This is a genomic window from Indolivaga capnocytophagoides DSM 22835 (assembly GCF_000426485.1).
In the GTDB taxonomy this organism is placed as follows: Bacteria; Bacteroidota; Bacteroidia; order Bacteroidales; family Dysgonomonadaceae; genus Dysgonomonas_A; species Dysgonomonas_A capnocytophagoides.
The window spans coordinates 31,338-47,750 of sequence record NZ_AUFL01000019.1; the positions used below are offsets into that span (position 1 = coordinate 31,338).

Sequence of the window (16,413 nt, forward strand, 5' to 3'; positions counted from 1 at the left end):
AAGCTTAACAACTAGACGGGCTGTTGTGTATGGTTTTTATGTGTATTAAAGACAAATGTTATATAATGAAAGAAAATAATAAATTACACGAACGACTTGTTGAAGCTATAAAAAAATCTATGTCTAATGGGGACACGTTGGTAAATGAATTGACAGATGTCTTATATATTGGAAAAGAAGCGGTTTACAGAAGGCTGAGAGGAGAGGTTGCCTTTACATTTGATGAAATAGCCACATTGTCCAGAAAATATGGTTTTTCTTTGGACTCTATTGTCGGCGTTAACAGCTATTCTCAGGCTGTTTTTGATTTGCGGATGTTTGATCCTGAATTTCAGGTTGATGATTATTGCTCCAAAACAACCAGTTATATTGAAAATCTGAAGAGAATCAATCAATCTTCGAATTCTATGGCTCGTTTTGCATTAAATGCATTGCCATTGCCTTTGTTGTTAACATATAATAAATTAACAAAACTACGCCTTTATCGTTGGATGTATCAGTCCAAAAAATCTCTGCTTTATTATCCGTTTTCTGAATTTCAGATTCCCGATAAGATATTGGATCTGCATAAAGTTTACATAAAGGAAATGAATTTGATTCAAAAAACCTTAATGGTGCTCGATCATAATGTTTTTACATCTTTTATAAAAGAAATAGCATATTTCTTTAAACTGAATTATCTTTCTAAGGATGATCTTGAAGAAATTAAAGCCGAATTACTGCTTTTTATAGACGATCTGGAAGAGGCTTCAATTTCGGGCAAATACAATGGTTTTAAAGATGTGAATATATATGTGTCTGAAATAGATTTAGATAGTACATATATTCATTATGAATGCAATGAATTCGAGATGGCCTTATTCCGTCTTTATTCGATGAATACAATCGAGTCTTGTAATGAAGAGGTATGTCGTATTCATAAGGAATGGATTGAGTCGTTTAAACGTTATTCTACTCTTATAACCCAAAGCGGGGAAAGACAGAGGTATATGTATATATCGAGTCAAAAGGAAGCTGTCAGAAATTTATTTGTTAATTAATCTATAATCGAAATATCAACAAATTATAATGATCGTTTTGCGGAAACAGACAAATTCTCCGGTGTTTATTACAAAAATAGAGGCTGTATTATACTGTATTACGTAAATAGAAATATAGAATACTAAAATAAATGATTTTTTATTGAGATTTATGAGAAAAACGAACGATCTTTGTTTGTGAAAGAAGAGTTAATATTTCTTCTTAAAATAAGCTAAATTTTGAATAAAAAACATTCTTAAACTTTACAGGTATTACTGCAAAATACACTGTGCGATAAAAAGTAAATATTAGGTTTTATAAGGTGGATATCAATTGAACTAAATCAGGATGTTGAATGAAAAGTATTGGTTATGATTGAATAACTTGCGTGCGACGATAAGTAGATACTCATTGCTTTATTAAGCATCTGGAGGGGAAGGATTGACTGTGGCGCATATTATGAAGAATCATCTGAGCGGTTTGATGTTTTCGTGAGGCTGGGATAATAATTTATCCTATAGGCTGTTTTATGCACTCTCGCATAATCGAAAATGTTAATTCGAATATGGAATTGTATTTCTATTGAATAATTATTAAGGCGGAAAAAATCTGCCTACGGAGGATCTTATGTCTTGTTTTTTGAATAAAAGAGAGTTTTTGAGGAGATTTTTAATATTTGTATTGGGGCTGCAGGCTTTGAGTGTGTCTGCTCAGATTTATGGGCCTGAACTTGTTGTGAATGGCAATTTCGGATCAATTTCCACACAAGGTAAAAATGGGGATAATTCTACCGGTACACATATATATCCGGGAGTGAGTGTATCTAATATCGGAACTTATTATCAACCTGCGTCAAGTATTTATAATGAGTCAGGCAATTTGTTGTCACTTACGCTAAATACAACAGCAACTGTGGGAAAACCGTTAGCTTCGGATCAGACTTCCTATACATGGGGGTTGTCTACTAATGGGCCTACGAAATATTATTTTCCTAAGAGAAATAATGGAGGGAAAAGCACCTATCAGGTTCCTCATGGGCCGAGCGATGGGTATTATATTATCGCTACTACGACAAGAGGAATGTATGGACCTCCTTCCTATAGTTATATGGACTGGCCTAAAACAGTATATGATAAATATGAAACTAATACGAATAGCCCGTCTAATTATTTTATGATAGTCAACGCCGACTATGATAAAACCAAACTCTTTTATCTTCAGAAAATATCTGTGCAGCCCGGACAGGCTTATAGAATGAGTGTGGATTTAGTTCGCTTGAATATGGCCGGACAAATAACACCAAATGTTGCGTTTATTATTGATCCTGATAAAAGCCTGTTGACAACAGTCGCAGCTAAATCTTCGACAACACTTCCGACTCCAGGTGAATGGGTAAACACCTTTTTTGACTATGTTGCTCCATGTTCTGCAACTTCGGTGTATGTTGCTTTTCGAAACAACGAGAGTGGAGGTGGTGGAAATGACCTTGGGCTGGATAATCTGAGTATGAAAGCTATTATCCCCCAGATACAGGCTAATATAACTTCCTCGGGAACCGGGTGTGCAGCGGTCTTTACTCTTACAGGATCAATTGTTGATGCGTTTAAAACCGGTTATACTTTTCAGTGGCAGAAAAAAACAGGAAACACATTTGTAAATATTTCAGGGAAGGTCGATCGAACTTTTTCTACAAATGATGCAGGAGTGTATCGTTTGGCCATTTATACCACGGCAACTTCGGGTTGTCCTATGTATTCGAATGAGATTGTATTGGTGAAGCATGATGGATGTGTAGATGTCCCCAAACCTACAGCTGTAGATGATTATTACGTGGTGAAATCAGAGCAGGAGCTTCATGCTAATATTCTGACAAATGATTTGCCGAGTGAATTGAACGGAGCAATAACTGTTACCAGTTTTACCATTAACGGAATGACTTATGCTTCGGGAACTAACGCTCAGGTTTATAAAAATGGGTCTTTGGCGGGAGTGGTCTCAATTGATCAATCTGGAAATATAACGTTTAAATCTGTTCCGGGGTTAAGCCTTCCTCAGGTAATGCCGGACATAACATATAATATCTCGGAATCAGGAGCAGGTTATGCTCAGGCGGTTGTACATATCACTGTAGTTGCGGAGCCAACGGTTTTGATAGATGCATCATGTACAAAGTGCCCGATCAAAATAACAATGTCCGGCAGTTCTTTGCTGCCGGGACCTGCTTATTCTGTGTATAGGAACAATGTAAAAAAGGGAACCTTTGACGCTTCTTATCAGGCGGTATTCACGGAGGATGTTTCAGGGGAGTTGACGTATGTGATAAAAGATAATTTTGGTACAGAGATGAAAACTGTGGTGGCAAGTGTTCATCCTTCTGTTGCTGCATGGAAATCCGCGGTAACTGATGATGTATGGGCTAATGCGAATAACTGGCAGTCGTCTACCGGTGGAGGTTATCCAATCTGGTGTACTGATGTGACACTCCCCTCCGGTGCAAATATATATCCTACTCTGAAGAATGGAGATGCCTGTCGGGATATCACGTTTAAGTCTGGTGCGGCTGTCGGGCAGATTCAATATCTTTTATATAGAAAGGCTTATATCGAATTGTTGCTGGATCGTAATCGTTGGTATATGCTGGGAGCTCCTCTCCGGTATATGTACTCAGCTGATTATCATGGAGATATGACATGGACAGATTCTATGTCACCGAAAATATTTATGATGTATTTTAATGTTAAGAGCAATGTGAATCCAGATGGACGTGTGGGTTATCGTATTAGTAGTTTTTCGGCTCCTTTTGCAAATTTAGAGGAAAGGGTCGGGCCTGAAAAAGGGTTTGCTCTTTGGGTGAATGGTAAAGATGAACAGTATTCTTATCCTGATCAGAATTTTTTAACAGGAACCCCATATAAGTTTCCTCGCCGTCTGCCTGATGGAAATGATGTTACGTATAGTTATCATGATGCAAAAACCGGAGAGTGGCTTTATCCATCAGGGGCATTATCTCGGGGGGCCGTAGCGTCTATCCCTGATAGTTTGACTTGGGTTTCCAATCATAACAGCCTGACTCAGGCTCAGAAAGATAATAGATATCGTTTTGTCTTTGAGGATAATTATGTAAATGGGCAGATTACCGTAGCGATAAATGCGGCGGCTACTAATATTATCGGTAATCCATTTATGTCCTATTTGAATTTTGATAAATTTTATTCTGATAATAAAACGAAAATATATGGGTATTATAGAATTTGGGATGGTGTGAAATTTTATTCTTATATCAGTGATGGGGGAACGGAATCATGGTCGGGTTTAACGGGTTTGAGTACTGATATTTCTCCTTCTGCAACATCTCGTTATATAGCTCCGATGCAATCGTTCTTTGTTGAATCTAAGCCGGGTGCAGAATCTTTGCTGTTTAAACCCGAAAATGTAACTTCAGGTGGAGTTTCTACGGCGGCAGTGCTGCGATCTTCGTCACAGGATCTGTCGAATATTATTCGATTAAATCTTAAGCTCTCCAATGATGAGTCACAGGTGATTGTAGCCCTTCGTTCGGGAGCATCCGGAAGTTTCAAAAAAGGGGAGGATATCGAAAAACTTTTTGCTCCGGGAGATCAGCTCGCTGAATTGTATACGTTAACAACAGATCTCTCTCCGTCAGAAATTAATCTTATAGGTGTTGATGCTGAGTCTCAAGATGTGGAAATCGGGATAAAAACGATAAAAACAGGATTAGGTACCTTGAGTTTCTCAGGTATGGATAAAGTTGATTCTTACTCAAATATAAAATTAATAGATAAAGTATTAAACAAGGAGTATGACTTGAGAAAAGTTGAGTCCGTTTCTTTCGAGAAAAGTTCTACGGAAAATCTGGAAAAGCGTTTTTATTTGAGGGTTAGCGGAAAACCAACCTCGGGTATTGGAGAGGATATAATTTCATCGGAAAGCTCTATCTCTCTGAAAAAAGATGGAGATAAGTATCGTGTGGAGTCGACAGGAGATCTTATTCAGAATGTTTCTGTATATGATATACTTGGACGATTGATAGAAGAGAAAGCCAGAGTTGAGTCTTTAGATGTGGAAGTTGGAGGGCAGACTTTGGGAAAAGGTGTGTATTTGATAAAAGTAAGAACGGCTACGGCTGAGAGTACATTTAAGATAGCGATATGAATTGATAGACTATGGGGGAATTAATTTCCTGTAAATAAGTTATTTCTATGAAAATTATAGTGGAAGTTTTATGTATACTATTGGTATGCACCAGCCCTTTGTATGCTCAAAATATAGGGGATGACAATTATTATTCGTCCGGCAGTCCTTCAGGAAGTCAACTGCTTCCGTCGGAAGTTTATTACAATGAAAACATAGCAGTAAATGTTATTGCGTCAGCCAGTCCGTCTGCCGGAGAGAGTGGAGGAGGTTTCAATCCGAATGATGGGTGGGGTAATCCCGAATTGGGAGCTGTTGATTCTCCGATAGGAGATTATAAATATCCGTTAGCAACTTTCGTTATATTCTATATATTGTACACTCTCTATTTTAAAAACAGACGACACATCTGAACACTATTACACGATGGGTAGAAAATGTGGGCAATTGGGCTGGACGTAAAAGTCCGGCCCTTTGTTTTGCCTAAGATTTTATTGATTGTATCTTAAGGTAAGCTATAGTTTGATGTTTTTTACTGAACAGAGGTCTCTTATATATTGAATGAAGTGGTTATTAATGTTATGCATGATTTTTTTTATTAATATTTCGTTGTTGATACATTGTATATCTCATTGATTTATTGTATTTTTGCACCTCGATTTACTCTGTAATGATCAGTCTTCGTGTGTATTTCTTTGGAAATCATATGTTTGGCTGTGATTTATTGTCGTATATCGAAGTAGTTTAACCAAATAATAATTGAATTTTTTAAGTTCTAAAAATTAAAAAAATGCCTACAATTCAACAATTAGTAAGAAAAGGACGGGCTGTTTTGGTTGATAAGAGCAAGTCTCCTGCTTTGGATTCTTGTCCTCAAAGAAGAGGTGTTTGTGTGCGTGTGTATACAACCACTCCTAAAAAACCAAACTCAGCTATGCGTAAAGTAGCACGTGTGCGTTTAACAAACTCAAAAGAGGTGAATGCTTATATTCCTGGAGAAGGACACAATTTGCAAGAGCACTCAATTGTACTTGTTAGAGGTGGTCGTGTGAAAGACCTTCCTGGGGTACGTTATCACATTGTTCGCGGAACATTGGATACTGCCGGTGTGAATGGTCGTACTCAAAGACGTTCTAAATATGGAGCGAAACGTCCTAAAGCAGGAAAAGCGGCACCAGCGGCACCAGCTAAGGGAGGAAAGAAGAAATAATTCTTCGTTCCGATAATCAACATTTTTAATTAATTCAAGTATTAAAGTGTTTTTAAGTTTATTGGGTAGGCTACTATAGGTTGAGTAAATAGTTCAGCGGAACTGTTGAAGACGGGAAATTGGCAACCAAAAACAAGAACAAAATTTTTAACAAGCAATGAGAAAAGCAAAACCAAAGAAAAGACAGGTGCTTCCGGATCCTGTTTTCGGTGATGTAAAAGTTACGAAATTCGTAAATCACTTGATGTATGATGGTAAAAAAAGTACTTCATACACAATTTTCTATACAGCGTTGGAAGTGGTGAAAACTAAACTTCCTAACGAAGAAAAAAGCTCTCTTGAAATATGGAAAGCTGCTTTGGAAAATGTAACACCTCAGGTAGAAGTAAAATCTCGCCGTGTGGGTGGTGCTACATTCCAGGTTCCAACCGAAATTCGTCCTGATCGTAAAGAATCTATCTGCATGAAGAATCTTATTCTTTATTCTCGTAAAAGAGGCGGTAAAACAATGGCTGATAAATTAGCTGCCGAAATCGTTGACGCATTCAATAATCAAGGTGGTGCCTACAAACGTAAAGAAGATATGCACAGAATGGCAGAAGCTAACCGTGCATTTGCTCACTTCAGATTTTAATTAAGGAGATAATTTAAACAATGGCAAAAGTTACAGATGCTTTAAGACTTACCAGAAATATCGGTATCATGGCTCACATCGATGCCGGAAAGACTACGACCTCTGAGCGTATTCTTTTTTATACTGGTTTGACTCATAAAATAGGCGAGGTGCATGATGGTGCAGCTACCATGGACTGGATGGAACAAGAGCAAGAGCGTGGTATTACTATTACTTCGGCTGCTACAACCACTCAGTGGAGATATAATAATGAGATTTACAAAATCAACTTGATTGACACCCCCGGACACGTTGACTTTACAGTAGAAGTAGAGCGTTCTCTTCGTATCCTTGATGGTGCTATCGCTACATTTTGTGCGGTAGCCGGTGTTGAGCCTCAGTCTGAAACTGTATGGCGTCAAGCTGACAAATATAATGTACCTCGTATCGGTTATGTAAATAAAATGGACCGTTCGGGTGCTAATTTCTTCGAAGTAGTTCGTCAGGTAAGAGAAATGTTAGGTGCAAACCCTTGCCCTATTCAAATCCCTGTTGGTGCAGAAGAAACTTTTCGTGGTATCGTAGACTTGATCACAATGAAAGCTTATTTCTGGCATGACGAAACTATGGGTGCTGCTTATGAGATTGAAGAAATCCCTGCTGATGTCCTAGAAGAAGCTAAAGAGTGGAGAGCTAATTTGCTTGAGAAAGCTGCTGAATGTGATGAAGATTTGATGGAGAAATTCTTTGATGATCCCGAATCTATCACAGAAGAAGAATTGATCGCTGCTATCCGTAAAGGAACTTTGGCTATGCAGATCAACCCTATGTTATTGGGTTCTTCATTCAAAAATAAAGGTGTACAACCTTTATTGGATGCTGTTGCTAAATTCTTGCCAAGCCCTGTTGATACATTAGCTATCGAAGGTGTTGATCCAAGAAATGACAATACAGTAGTACGTCACCCAAGTCCGGATGAGCCTCTTTGTGCTCTTGCATTTAAGATCGCAACAGACCCATTCGTAGGACGTCTTTGTTTCTTCCGTGTGTATTCAGGAGAACTTCCTGCCGGTTCATACGTATACAATCCTCGTTCTGATAAAAAAGAACGTATTTCACGTTTGTTCCAGATGCACTCAAATAAACAAAACCCTAAAGATGTTATCTCTACAGGAGATATAGGTGCGGGTGTTGGTTTCAAAGATATTCGTACAGGAGATACTCTTTGCGATGAAAATAATCCTATCGTACTTGAGTCAATGGACTTCCCTGATCCTGTGATCGGAATTTCTATTGAACCTAAGACTCAAAAAGATATCGATAAACTTTCTAACGGTTTGGCTAAACTTGCAGAAGAAGATCCAACATTCCGTGTACATACCGATGAAGACTCAGGTCAAACTATCATCGAAGGTATGGGTGAGCTTCACTTGGAAATCATTATCGACCGTTTGAAACGTGAGTTTAAGGTAGAATGTAACCAAGGTCGTCCACAGGTGTCTTATAAAGAAGCGATTACTAATACAGTAGAGCTTCGCGAAGTTTATAAGAAACAATCAGGAGGTCGTGGTAAGTTTGCTGATATTATCGTGAAGGTAGGTCCTGCTGATGCTGGTTTCGAAGGAGATCTTCAATTTATTGATGAAGTAAAAGGTGGTAATATACCAAAAGAATTTATTCCTTCGGTTCAGAAAGGATTCCTTTCTTCAATGAAGAATGGTGTGCTTGCCGGCTTTGCTTTGGATAAACTGAAAGTAACTCTTGTGGATGGTTCTTTCCACCCGGTCGATTCAGACCAGTTGTCTTTCGAACTTTGTGCTCGCTTTGCATTTAAGAGTGCTTCCGAAAAAGCATCTCCCGTTCTTCTTGAGCCAATCATGAAACTTGAGGTTGTAACACCTGAGGAAAGTATGGGTGATGTGATTTCTGACTTGAACAAACGTCGTGGACAAGTTGAAGGTATGGAATCAAGCCGTTCAGGAGCTCGTATCGTGAAAGCTAAAGTTCCATTGGCTGAGATGTTCGGTTATGTGACTTCTTTAAGAACGATCACTTCAGGACGTGCAACTTCAGCGATGACTTTCTCTCATTACGAAGAAGTATCTTCTTCTATTGCGAAACAAGTATTGACTGAATGTCAAGGTCGTGTAGATCTTATCAAATAAAAAGAAAATGTATGCAGGCTGTGATTAGTAAATGACTCTTAATCGCAGTTTGCATCATTATATATTTAAAATCAATTTATTAATTAAAAGACCATATGAGTCAAAAAATTAGAATCAAACTGAAATCTTACGATTACAACTTGGTAGACAAATCTGCTGAAAAAATCGTGAAAACAGTTAAAGCTACAGGAGCTGTGGTGAGCGGACCAATTCCGTTACCAACGCACAAACGTATCTTCACTGTGAACCGTTCGACTTTCGTAAACAAAAAGTCTCGTGAGCAATTCGAACTATCTTCTTATAAAAGATTGATCGACATCTATAGCTCAACAGCTAAAACTGTGGATGCTTTGATGAAACTTGAATTGCCAAGTGGGGTAGAAGTAGAAATTAAAGTTTGATAAATCAGTAAATTAATTAAAGAAATGCCAGGATTATTAGGAAAAAAAATCGGAATGACATCCGTTTTCAGTGCCGAGGGAAAAAATGTTCCATGCACTGTTATCGAAGTGGGTCCTTGTGTTGTTACTCAAGTTAAAACTGCAGAAACAGATGGTTATGAAGCTGTTCAGTTGGGTTTTGTTGATGCAAAAGACAAACATACAACTAAGCCTCTTGCCGGTCATTTCAAAAAAGCAGGAGTAGCACCTAAGAGACACTTGGCTGAGTTCAAAGGATTTGAAGGTTGCAAACCAGGCGATGAATTGAAGGTGGATCTGTTTGATGAAAACGGATTTATCGATGTTATCGGAACATCAAAGGGTAAAGGTTTCCAAGGTGTTGTTAAACGTCACGGTTTCGGTGGGGTTGGACAGGCTACTCTCGGACAACATAACCGTTTGCGTGCTCCGGGTTCTATCGGTGCTTGTTCTTACCCTGCTAAGGTGTTCAAAGGAACAAGAATGGGTGGACAAATGGGTAATGTACGTGTTACTGTACAAAATCTACAAGTAATTAAAGTGATCGCTGAGCACAATCTTTTGCTAGTAAAAGGTTCTGTTCCGGGAAGCAAAGGTTCAATCGTATTAATTGAAAAATAATGGAACTTAGTGTATTAAATATAAGCGGTAAAGATACCGGAAAGAAAGTATCGTTAGACGATGCGATCTATGGAATCGAGCCTAACGACCACGTTCTTTGGTTAGACGTAAAACAGTATCTGGCAAACCAACGCCAAGGTACTCACAAGTCTAAAGAAAGAAGTGAGATGTCTGGTAGTACACGTAAACTAATCAAACAAAAAGGTGGTGGTGGAGCCCGTCGTGGTGATATCAACTCTCCAGTATTGGTTGGTGGTGCTCGTGTATTTGGTCCTAAACCAAGAGACTACAGCTTTAAATTGAATAAAAAAGTGAAAGTTCTTGCTCGTAAATCAGCATTGTCTTACAAAGCGAAAGACAATCAGATCTTAGTAGTTGAAGACTTTAACTTCGAAGCTCCAAAAACTAAAGATTTTGTGGCATTAGCTAAAAATTTGCAAGTTGCTGATAAAAAGGTAGTTTTGGTTTTGCCTGATCAAAATAAAAACGTATATTTGTCGGCTCGTAATTTAGAACGAGTTAAAGTTGTAACTGCTTCTGATATAAACGCTTATACAATCTTGAATTGCTCAAGTCTTGTGTTGGCGGAATCTTCAGTTGCGGTAATTGATAAACTTTTAAAAGCATAAGGAGGTAAAAATGGGAATTTTGATTAAACCTATATTGACAGAAAAACAAACAGCGATCTCGGAAAAATTTCCTAACCGCTATGGTTTTCGTGTGACTCCAGATGCTAACAAAGCTCAAATCAAAGCAGCTATAGAACAAGTTTACGGAGTAAAAGTAGAAAGTGTAAATACCATCAACTATCCTGGAAAACGCAAAAGCCGTTTTACTAAAGCAGGTGCTGTTAATGGCAAAACTTCTGCTTACAAGAAAGCAATCATTACCTTGAAAGAAGGTGAAGTTATAGACTTTTTTAGTAATATCTAAATACAAAAATGGCAGTACGTAAATTAAAGCCCACAACACCGGGGCAAAGACACAAAGTTATTGGTACATTTGAGGAAATCACTGCTAGTGTGCCAGAGAAATCTCTTGTAGTCGGTAAGAGTGCTTCAGGTGGCCGCAACAATACTGGTAAAATGACCGTGCGTAACGTTGGTGGAGGTCACAAAAGAAAGCTGAGAATCATAGACTTCAAGAGAACAAAAGACGGAGTTCCTGCTACTGTTAAATCAATCGAATACGATCCGAACCGTTCGGCTCGTATCGCATTGCTTTATTACGTAGACGGAGCTAAAGCCTATATCATTGCCCCAACAGGCTTGGAAGTAGGTCAGACAGTGATGTCAGGTGCAGAAGCAGCACCTGAGATAGGAAATGCATTGCCTTTGGCAAATATTCCTATCGGTACAGTTGTTCATAATATCGAATTACGCCCGGGACAAGGAGCTAAAATGGCTCGTTCGGCAGGAGCTTATGCGCAGTTAACTTCTCGTGAAGGTATCTATGCTATCCTGAAAATGCCTTCGGGTGAAACACGTAAAGTACTATTAGCTTGTAAAGCTACAGTAGGAAGTGTTGGTAATTCAGATCATGCACTTGAAAGATCAGGTAAAGCAGGACGCTCTAGATGGCTTGGTCGTCGTCCACGTACTCGTGCGGTAGTAATGAACCCTGTTGATCACCCAATGGGTGGTGGAGAAGGTCGTGCTTCGGGAGGACATCCTAGATCACGTAATGGATTGTATACTAAGGGTCTTAAAACAAGAGCTCCTAAGAAACATTCTTCTAAGTACATTATTGAAAGAAGAAAGAAGTAACCTGATTAATTAAAAGAAAATTATGAGTCGTTCGTTAAAAAAAGGCCCGTATATTAATGTTAAGCTTGAGAAAAAAGTTTTGACTATGAATGAGTCAGGCAAAAAAGCTGTAGTTAAAACATGGGCAAGAGCTTCGATGATTTCTCCTGACTTTGTAGGTCACACCATCGCTGTTCATAACGGTAATAAATTTATACCTGTATATGTAACAGAAAATATGGTAGGTCACAAATTAGGTGAATTCGCTTTAACTCGTACTTTCCGTGGACACGGAGGTAACAAGAAAAGGTAATCTGAGCAAAGCCAAAATTTATTCAAAAAAAGAAACATTAATATAAAATGGGTAAGAGAAAAAGAATAGCAGCTGATGCTAGAAAAGAAGCTAAACAAGCGGTTTCTTTAGCTAAGTTGAATAACGTTCCTACTTCGCCTCGCAAAATGCGTTTAGTTGCCGATATGGTAAGAGGTATGGAAGCGTTTAGAGCTCTTGGCGTTTTGAAATTCTCAAATAAAGAAGCATCTGCAAGAGTTGAAAAACTTTTGCGTTCTGCTATTGCAAACTGGGAAGCTAAAAATGAACGTAAAGCCGAGAGTGGAGAACTGTATGTGTCTTCGATTTATGTAGATGGAGGAGCGATGTTAAAAAGACTTCGTCCTGCTCCACAAGGTAGAGGTTACAGAATTCGTAAACGTTCGAATCATGTGACTATCGAAGTAGATGCACTTATTAATAAAAAACAAAATTAATTTAGCCAGATGGGACAAAAAATCAATCCGATAGCAAATCGTTTAGGTATCATTAGAGGATGGGATTCAAACTGGTATGGCGGTAAAAATTACGGTGATACTCTTTTAGAAGACAGCAAAATCCGTAAATACTTAAATGCCCGCCTGGCAAAAGCTAGTGTATCTCGCATAGTGATCGAAAGAACTCTGAAGCTTGTAACTATTACAGTATGTACTGCACGCCCCGGAATCATTATCGGTAAAGGCGGTCAAGAAGTAGATAAGCTGAAAGAAGAGCTAAAGAAAATTACAGATAAAGATATTCAGATCAATATATTTGAAATCAAAAAGCCAGAGTTAGATGCGGTTATCGTAGCTAACAATATTGCACGTCAGCTTGAAGGTAAGATCGCTTACCGCCGTGCAGTAAAAATGGCTATTGCTTCAACAATGAGAATGGGTGCAGAAGGTATCAAAATCCAAATCTCTGGACGTTTGAACGGTGCTGAAATGGCTCGTTCCGAAATGTACAAAGAAGGACGTACACCTCTACATACATTCCGTGCAGATATTGATTATGCACACGCTGAAGCTTTGACAAAAGTAGGTTTGCTCGGTATCAAAGTATGGATTTGCCGTGGAGAAGTTTACGGTAAGAAAGACCTTGCTCCTTCATTCGTAGCATCTAAAGATAACGCTTCTCAAAACAGAGGTGGCGATAATCGCAGATCTTCGGATTCAGGAAGAGGTTTCAAGAAAGGTAAGAGAAAATAAGAATTAAACATTTGAAAAAAGATGTTACAACCGAAAAAAACTAAGTTTAGAAGACAGCAAAAAGGTCGCATGAAGGGTAATGCTCAACGTGGCAACCAATTGGCTTTCGGTTCATTCGGAATCAAGACTCTTGATTCTAAATGGATTACCGGACGTCAGATCGAAGCGGCTCGTATTGCTGTAACTCGTTACATGCAACGTCAAGGACAAGTATGGGTACGTATCTTCCCTGATAAGCCTATTACTAAGAAGCCTGCCGAAGTGCGTATGGGTAAAGGTAAAGGTTCGCCAGAAGGATTTGTGGCTCCTGTTACTCCCGGAAGAATGCTATTCGAAATCGAAGGTGTGTCTTTTGAGGTGGCAAAAGAAGCATTGCGCTTAGCTGCTCAAAAACTACCCGTAACTACAAAATTCGTAGTACGTAGAGATTATGATTTAACTCAAAATTCTTAAGCACGATGAATATTGCAGAAGTAAGAGAATTGTCCGATAAGGATTTAGCAGACAAATTAGTGACCGAAAAAGCGGCACTAGATCAATTAGTTTTAAACCACAGTGTGACTCCATTGGATAATCCTGCTCAGATCAAAGTAAAGCGTCGTGATGTCGCTCGCATTTTGACAGTATTGCGCCAAAGAGAACTAAATAACAAGTAATAAGAGCTGATGGAAACTAGAAATTTAAGAAAAGAAAGAATCGGGGTCGTTTTCAGTAATAAGATGGAAAAAACCATTACTGTTGCTGTAAAATGGAAAGAAAAACACCCTATTTACGGAAAGTTCGTTAATAAAACGAAGAAATATCATGCTCACGACGAAAAAAACGAGTGCAATATCGGCGATACAGTTCGTATCATGGAGACTCGTCCTTTGAGTAAGCTAAAAAGATGGAGATTAATCGAAATAATTGAAAGGGCTAAATAATTATGATACAACAAGAATCTAGGTTAGCTGTAACAGATAACAGCGGAGCAAGAGAAGCTCTTTGTATCCGCGTATTGGGAGGCACAAGACGTCGCTATGCATCAGTTGGTGATGTGATAGTAGTTGCTATCAAAAATGTGATCCCTTCAAGTGATATTAAGAAAGGTGCTGTAACTAAAGCTATAGTTGTTCGTACTAAAAAAGAAGTACGTAGAGCTGACGGATCATATATCCGTTTCGACGATAATGCATGTGTGTTATTGAATGCAGCCGGAGAAATCAGAGGTAGCCGTATCTTCGGACCGGTTGCTCGTGAACTTCGTGCTACAAACATGAAGATCGTTTCATTAGCACCAGAGGTACTTTAATCAAAATTAATCCAGAAACGGTAATGAGTAAGTTACATATAAAGAAAGGCGATATCGTTTTCGTAAATACCGGAACAGACAAAGGTAAGACTGGTCGTGTTGTTAAAGTCTTAGTTGACAAACAACGTGCTATCGTAGAAGGTCTGAACATGGTAACGAAACATGCTAAGCCTAATGCGAAAAATCCTCAAGGAGGTAGAGAACAAGTAGAAGCTCCTATACATATTTCTAACTTGAATGTCGTAGACCCTAAAACAGGAAAACCAACTCGCGTTGGTCGTAAAGTTGTAGAAGGAAAAATAGTACGTATTTCTAAAAAATCAGGGGAGGTAATTAAATAATGAGCAATACAACAACTCTTAAGTCAGAATATAAAGACCGTATTGTTTCTTCTTTGATGAAAGAATTCGGTTATAAGTCGCCAATGCAGGTGCCTGTTCTTAAAAAGATTGTGATCAATCAAGGTCTGGGTATAGCTGTTGCCGACAAAAAAATTATAGAAACGGCTCTTAACGAAATGGCTACTATTACCGGTCAAAAGGCTGTAGCAACTGTTTCGAAGAAAGATATTTCTAACTTCAAATTGCGTAAGAAAATGCCAATCGGGGTAATGGTTACATTACGCCACGATCGCATGTATGAGTTCTTGGAAAGACTTGTGAAAGTTGCTCTTCCTCGTATACGTGACTTCAAAGGTATCGAAAGCAAGCTTGATGGCCGTGGTAATTATACACTAGGTATCCAGGAGCAAATCATTTTCCCTGAAATTAATATTGATTCAATCAATAAAATTCTGGGAATGAATATTACCTTTGTAACTTCTGCGAAAACAGATGAAGAAGGTTATGCTCTTTTGAAAGAGTTTGGACTACCATTTAAGAACGCAAAAAAAGATTGATATAAGATGGCAAAAGAATCAATGAAAGCCCGCGAAGTGAAGCGTGCAAAACTTGTTGCTAAATATGCAGCTAAGCGTGCACAGCTGAAAGCTGAAGGAGATTATGAAGGTCTTCAGGCTCTGCCAAAGAATTCGACACCTATCCGTCTACACAACAGATGTAGTATGACAGGACGTCCAAAAGGCTATATCCGCCAATTTGGAATTTCTCGTATTCAGTTCAGAGAAATGGCTTCTAAAGGCTTAATACCAGGAGTAAAAAAAGCAAGCTGGTAATCTATTAGAATTTTTTTTAGAATTAAATATTGTCCCGGAAGCCGGGATTAATTTAAATCAATTTAATAATGACAGATCCAATAGCAGATTATTTGACGCGTGTTCGTAATGCGATCATGGCTAAACACAGAGTGGTAGAGATACCAGCGTCAAATTTGAAAAAAGAAATCACAAAGATTCTTTTTGAAAAAGGCTACATTCTTAACTATAAGTTTGTAGAAGAAGGTCCTCAAGGCTCAATCAAAATAGCTTTGAAGTATGACCCGGTTAACAAAGTGAATGCAATTAAGAAGTTAATTCGTATTTCAACTCCAGGTCTTCGTAAGTATACAGGATACAAAGAAATGCCAAGAGTACTTAATGGTCTTGGTGTTGCTGTATTGTCTACCTCTAAAGGTGTTATGACTGACAAAGAAGCTCGCGACCTTAAAGTCGGTGGAGAAATTTTATGTTACGTTTATTAATTAAGAGGGAGGTATACT

At 38.4% G+C, this 16,413-nt stretch carries 22 protein-coding genes; all 22 read left to right on the plus strand.

Annotated features, from left to right (window positions below; genetic code table 11):
* The first annotated feature begins 65 nt into the window (after nt 1-65).
* The 22 genes from K322_RS0111150 (at nt 66) to rpsH (ending at nt 16,395) form a co-directional block, all read left to right on the plus strand.
* The gene (locus K322_RS0111150) at nt 66-1,040 is read left to right on the plus strand and encodes a hypothetical protein (protein ID WP_035331960.1); all 975 of its coding nucleotides are present in this window, start codon (nt 66-68) and stop codon (nt 1,038-1,040) included.
* A gap of 637 nt (nt 1,041-1,677) precedes the next feature.
* Nucleotides 1,678-5,193: a T9SS type A sorting domain-containing protein gene (locus K322_RS0111155; protein ID WP_157279431.1), complete on the plus strand. Its 3,516-nt coding sequence runs from the start codon at nt 1,678-1,680 to the stop codon at nt 5,191-5,193.
* Nucleotides 5,194-5,240: 47 nt separating this feature from the next.
* Nucleotides 5,241-5,585 carry a hypothetical protein gene (locus K322_RS0111160; protein WP_026626964.1) on the plus strand — a complete coding sequence of 115 codons (345 nt, stop codon included), beginning with the start codon at nt 5,241-5,243 and terminating at the stop codon, nt 5,583-5,585.
* Between the two features lie 377 nt (nt 5,586-5,962).
* Complete coding sequence (gene rpsL / locus K322_RS0111165) at nt 5,963-6,382, plus strand: 30S ribosomal protein S12 (RefSeq protein ID WP_026626965.1); 420 nt, start codon at nt 5,963-5,965, stop codon at nt 6,380-6,382.
* Between the two features lie 157 nt (nt 6,383-6,539).
* Entirely contained in the window at nt 6,540-7,016 is a 477-nt protein-coding gene (rpsG, locus tag K322_RS0111170) for a 30S ribosomal protein S7 (RefSeq protein ID WP_026626966.1), read from the plus strand.
* 20 nt (nt 7,017-7,036) lie between these two features.
* Entirely contained in the window at nt 7,037-9,160 is a 2,124-nt protein-coding gene (gene fusA, locus K322_RS0111175) for an elongation factor G (protein WP_026626967.1), read from the plus strand.
* A 95-nt stretch (nt 9,161-9,255) separates the two neighbouring features.
* Nucleotides 9,256-9,561, plus strand: a complete 306-nt coding sequence (gene rpsJ / locus K322_RS0111180) for a 30S ribosomal protein S10 (protein WP_026626968.1) — start codon at nt 9,256-9,258, stop codon at nt 9,559-9,561.
* A gap of 24 nt (nt 9,562-9,585) precedes the next feature.
* Complete coding sequence (rplC, locus tag K322_RS0111185; RefSeq protein WP_026626969.1) at nt 9,586-10,200, plus strand: 50S ribosomal protein L3; 615 nt, start codon at nt 9,586-9,588, stop codon at nt 10,198-10,200.
* Nucleotides 10,200-10,829, plus strand: coding sequence for a 50S ribosomal protein L4 (gene rplD, locus K322_RS0111190; protein WP_026626970.1), 630 nt, complete (start codon nt 10,200-10,202; stop codon nt 10,827-10,829). The genes rplC and rplD overlap by 1 nt, the downstream gene beginning before the upstream one ends.
* Before the next feature lie 10 nt (nt 10,830-10,839).
* Nucleotides 10,840-11,133 carry a 50S ribosomal protein L23 gene (gene rplW / locus K322_RS0111195; RefSeq protein ID WP_026626971.1) on the plus strand — a complete coding sequence of 98 codons (294 nt, stop codon included), beginning with the start codon at nt 10,840-10,842 and terminating at the stop codon, nt 11,131-11,133.
* Between the two features lie 8 nt (nt 11,134-11,141).
* On the plus strand, nt 11,142-11,966 hold the full coding sequence (gene rplB, locus K322_RS0111200) for a 50S ribosomal protein L2 (protein ID WP_026626972.1): 825 nt from the start codon (nt 11,142-11,144) through the stop codon (nt 11,964-11,966).
* Nucleotides 11,967-11,988: 22 nt separating this feature from the next.
* Complete coding sequence (rpsS, locus tag K322_RS0111205; protein WP_026626973.1) at nt 11,989-12,258, plus strand: 30S ribosomal protein S19; 270 nt, start codon at nt 11,989-11,991, stop codon at nt 12,256-12,258.
* A 47-nt stretch (nt 12,259-12,305) separates the two neighbouring features.
* Nucleotides 12,306-12,713, plus strand: coding sequence for a 50S ribosomal protein L22 (gene rplV / locus K322_RS0111210; RefSeq protein WP_026626974.1), 408 nt, complete (start codon nt 12,306-12,308; stop codon nt 12,711-12,713).
* Nucleotides 12,714-12,722: 9 nt separating this feature from the next.
* Nucleotides 12,723-13,466: a 30S ribosomal protein S3 gene (rpsC, locus tag K322_RS0111215; RefSeq protein WP_026626975.1), complete on the plus strand. Its 744-nt coding sequence runs from the start codon at nt 12,723-12,725 to the stop codon at nt 13,464-13,466.
* 21 nt (nt 13,467-13,487) lie between these two features.
* Nucleotides 13,488-13,919: a 50S ribosomal protein L16 gene (gene rplP, locus K322_RS0111220; protein ID WP_026626976.1), complete on the plus strand. Its 432-nt coding sequence runs from the start codon at nt 13,488-13,490 to the stop codon at nt 13,917-13,919.
* A gap of 5 nt (nt 13,920-13,924) precedes the next feature.
* Nucleotides 13,925-14,122 carry a 50S ribosomal protein L29 gene (rpmC, locus tag K322_RS0111225; protein WP_026626977.1) on the plus strand — a complete coding sequence of 66 codons (198 nt, stop codon included), beginning with the start codon at nt 13,925-13,927 and terminating at the stop codon, nt 14,120-14,122.
* Nucleotides 14,123-14,131: 9 nt separating this feature from the next.
* Nucleotides 14,132-14,389, plus strand: coding sequence for a 30S ribosomal protein S17 (gene rpsQ / locus K322_RS0111230; RefSeq protein ID WP_026626978.1), 258 nt, complete (start codon nt 14,132-14,134; stop codon nt 14,387-14,389).
* Between the two features lie 2 nt (nt 14,390-14,391).
* Nucleotides 14,392-14,757, plus strand: a complete 366-nt coding sequence (rplN, locus tag K322_RS0111235; protein ID WP_026626979.1) for a 50S ribosomal protein L14 — start codon at nt 14,392-14,394, stop codon at nt 14,755-14,757.
* A 23-nt stretch (nt 14,758-14,780) separates the two neighbouring features.
* Entirely contained in the window at nt 14,781-15,098 is a 318-nt protein-coding gene (gene rplX / locus K322_RS0111240; protein ID WP_026626980.1) for a 50S ribosomal protein L24, read from the plus strand.
* Nucleotides 15,098-15,655: a 50S ribosomal protein L5 gene (rplE, locus tag K322_RS0111245; RefSeq protein ID WP_026626981.1), complete on the plus strand. Its 558-nt coding sequence runs from the start codon at nt 15,098-15,100 to the stop codon at nt 15,653-15,655. Before rplX ends, rplE begins: the two co-directional genes overlap by 1 nt.
* A gap of 6 nt (nt 15,656-15,661) precedes the next feature.
* Nucleotides 15,662-15,931: a 30S ribosomal protein S14 gene (gene rpsN / locus K322_RS0111250; RefSeq protein ID WP_026626982.1), complete on the plus strand. Its 270-nt coding sequence runs from the start codon at nt 15,662-15,664 to the stop codon at nt 15,929-15,931.
* 68 nt (nt 15,932-15,999) lie between these two features.
* Complete coding sequence (rpsH, locus tag K322_RS0111255; RefSeq protein WP_026626983.1) at nt 16,000-16,395, plus strand: 30S ribosomal protein S8; 396 nt, start codon at nt 16,000-16,002, stop codon at nt 16,393-16,395.
* The last annotated feature ends 18 nt before the right edge of the window (nt 16,396-16,413 follow it).